4 protein-coding genes are annotated in these 2,546 nt (G+C 66.3%); all 4 read left to right on the plus strand.

Annotated features, from left to right (window positions below; genetic code table 11):
* Positions 1-1,191 (plus strand): exodeoxyribonuclease V subunit alpha (gene recD, locus RUW20_RS10805; RefSeq protein ID WP_313952217.1); only part of this gene is annotated, 1,191 nt, incomplete at its 5' end.
* Between the two features lie 54 nt (positions 1,192-1,245).
* Entirely contained in the window at positions 1,246-1,413 is a 168-nt protein-coding gene (locus tag RUW20_RS10810; RefSeq protein WP_313952218.1) for a hypothetical protein, read from the plus strand.
* A gap of 100 nt (positions 1,414-1,513) precedes the next feature.
* Positions 1,514-1,873, plus strand: coding sequence for a CidA/LrgA family protein (locus tag RUW20_RS10815; protein WP_313952219.1), 360 nt, complete (start codon positions 1,514-1,516; stop codon positions 1,871-1,873).
* Positions 1,870-2,546: LrgB family protein (locus RUW20_RS10820; protein WP_313952220.1), on the plus strand; the 677-nt coding region annotated here is incomplete at its 3' end. The genes RUW20_RS10815 and RUW20_RS10820, both read left to right, overlap by 4 nt.

The following is a 2,546-nucleotide window of genomic DNA, read 5'->3' on the forward strand; positions in this document are numbered from 1 at the left end:
CCCGAACTGCAAGCGCTGCTGCCCGATCAGTCACACACCCTGCACCGACTGCTGGGTGTCACGCCAGAAGCCGGCCGCTTCCGCTACCATGCCGAAAACCTGCTGCCGATCGATGCGCTGATCGTCGATGAAGCGTCAATGCTCGACCTGTCCCTGGCCTGCCGGCTGTTTGCCGCCGTGCCACCCGCGGCGCGGGTGATCCTGCTCGGCGACAAGGACCAGTTGGCGGCGGTCGAGGCCGGCGCGGTCTTCGCCGAGCTCTCGGCCGACCCGACCTTGAGCGCAGCCTGCATCACCGAGCTCGCGTCGCTCAGCTCGACGCCAGTGGCACGCATCCGGCCACCGACACCGGTCAGCCGCAGCCCGCTGACCGACTGCGTGGTCTGGCTCAGCGAAAGCCATCGCTTCGCCAACGCTTCCGGAATCGGCCGGCTGGCCGCCGACATCAACGCTGGGCGGGGTGAGGAAGCCTGCGCATGGCTGGCTGGCGGCGACGACCCATCGGTCCGCTGGCTGGCCGACGACGGCAGCGACCTGACAGCGCTGATTGACGAGCAGATCGTCGACGGCTACCGGCCCTATTTCGACGCCATCACGGCAAAGCACGCCGACCCGGTCACCCAACGCCACCAGGTCTTCGCCGCCTTCGATCGCTTCCGCGTGCTCTGCGCGCTGCGTGACGGCAGCCGTGGCGTCGATGCCGTCAACCAGTCAGTCAGCCGGCAGCTGCAGCAAGCGTTCGACAGGGCGTATCCCACCAAAGCCCGCTCACCACGCTCGCCCTGGTATGCCGGCCGGCCGGTGATGGTCCTGCGCAATGACTATCTGCTCAAGCTCTTCAACGGTGACATCGGCATCTGCCTGGCCGATGAAACCGGCGCGTGGATGGTCTGGTTCCCGGCGCGGGAAGGCGCTTTCCGGGCGATCGCAGCAATCCGTCTACCCGAACACGACACCGCGTTCGCGATGACGGTGCACAAGTCCCAGGGCTCCGAATTCGAGTCGCTTCTCCTGCTGCTACCCGAGCGAGGCAGCCGTGTGCTGACCCGCGAGCTGCTCTACACTGGCGTCACCCGAGCGTCGAAACGCGTCACGCTGGTCGGCAGCAGGGAGATCCTGGTCGGCGCCTGCGTCAATCGAACGCGACGCCATTCCGGCCTGATCGCCCGGCTGGGCGAAACCGGCAGCTGATCGCCGGCCAGCGGCGAGCCGGCAAACGCAGTCGCGCAAGCAAAGGAGAGTCCGATGAGTTCCGCATCGCTGGCCAGCATCGACTGGGGTACCGTGGCACTGCTGGCGCTCATCGCGGCTGGCCTGGTATGGGGTTTCGTCTTCTTTCTTCGACAAAACCGCAAGGACCTCGAGACCCTGGAGGAGACCCTCGAGTCCGACCGCGAGGACGACGAGAAGTGATGGGAATGACGCGGCGCGCTTCCCGTGTGAAATCGCCGTCAAGGTGCCTCCGCTATACTGGCTACCACCTCATACCCTGGCCGGAACAGCCCGTCGACCAATGATCGGTGCGATCACCCTGCTGCTGGTTTTTCAGCTGATCGGCGAGATCATCGCCAGGACTCTGGCCTTGCCGGTTCCTGGCCCGGTGATCGGCATGGCGCTGCTGTTCGCCGCACTCGCCGTGCGCGGCGGACCGTCCACCGATTTGCGCAACACCGCGCAGGGGCTGTTGCAGCACCTTTCCCTGCTTTTCGTTCCCGCCGGCACCGGCATCATGCTGCACTTTCAGCGCATGAACGACGAGTGGCTGCCTCTGGCTGTTTCCCTGCTGGGCAGTACCTTGATCACCATCGCCGTGACGGCACTGGTGCTGCGCTTCCTGACCCGGCGCAGCAGCGTCCGCGATGACGCGCCATGACCACGCCTCTCGACGAGATCTGGGTATACCTGTCAGCCTCGCCGCTGCTCGGCCTGACCTTGACGCTGCTTGCCTACCAGGGCGCGGTCTACCTGCACAAGCGCTGCCACGGCCATCCGCTGGCCAACCCGGTATTGCTGGCGGTGGCCACGCTGGTCGGTGTGTTGTGGCTCACCGACACGCCCTACGCCACCTACTTCGACGGCGCCCAGTTCGTGCATTTCCTGCTCGGGCCAGCCACCGTCGCGTTGGCCATCCCGCTCTATGCCCAGCTCGACCGCCTGAAACGCATTGCCATCCCACTGCTCGCTGCGCTGGTGGTTGGCTCGCTGACCGCTGCGCTGTCTGCCGTGGCCATTGGCGGCCTGCTCGGTGCCAGCAAGGCGACGCTGCTCTCGCTGGCGCCGAAGTCGGTGACGACGCCGATCGCGATGGGCATCGCCGAACGGATCGGCGGCCTGCCCTCGCTTACTGCGGTATTGGTCATCATCACCGGCGTGTTGGGCGCCATTGGCGCCCGCTACGTCTATCGCGCCCTGCACATCGAAGACGACGTCGTGCGCGGCTTCGCCCTGGGCATTGCCGCACACGGCATCGGTACGGCACGCGCCTTCCAGGAGAGCGAGCAAATGGGGGCTTTTGCCGCTCTGGCGATGGGTCTCAATGGCTTGGC

Origin of the sequence: Accumulibacter sp., assembly GCF_032229525.1 — a bacterium.
Lineage (GTDB): Bacteria > Pseudomonadota > Gammaproteobacteria > Burkholderiales > Rhodocyclaceae > Accumulibacter.

Excerpts from the sequence above, each read along its gene's own strand:
- RUW20_RS10810 (WP_313952218.1), top strand. The coding sequence starts at position 1,246 with ATGAGTTCCGCATCGCTGGCCAGCATCGACTGGGGTACCGTGGCACTG.
- RUW20_RS10815 (WP_313952219.1), top strand. The coding sequence starts at position 1,514 with ATGATCGGTGCGATCACCCTGCTGCTGGTTTTTCAGCTGATCGGCGAG.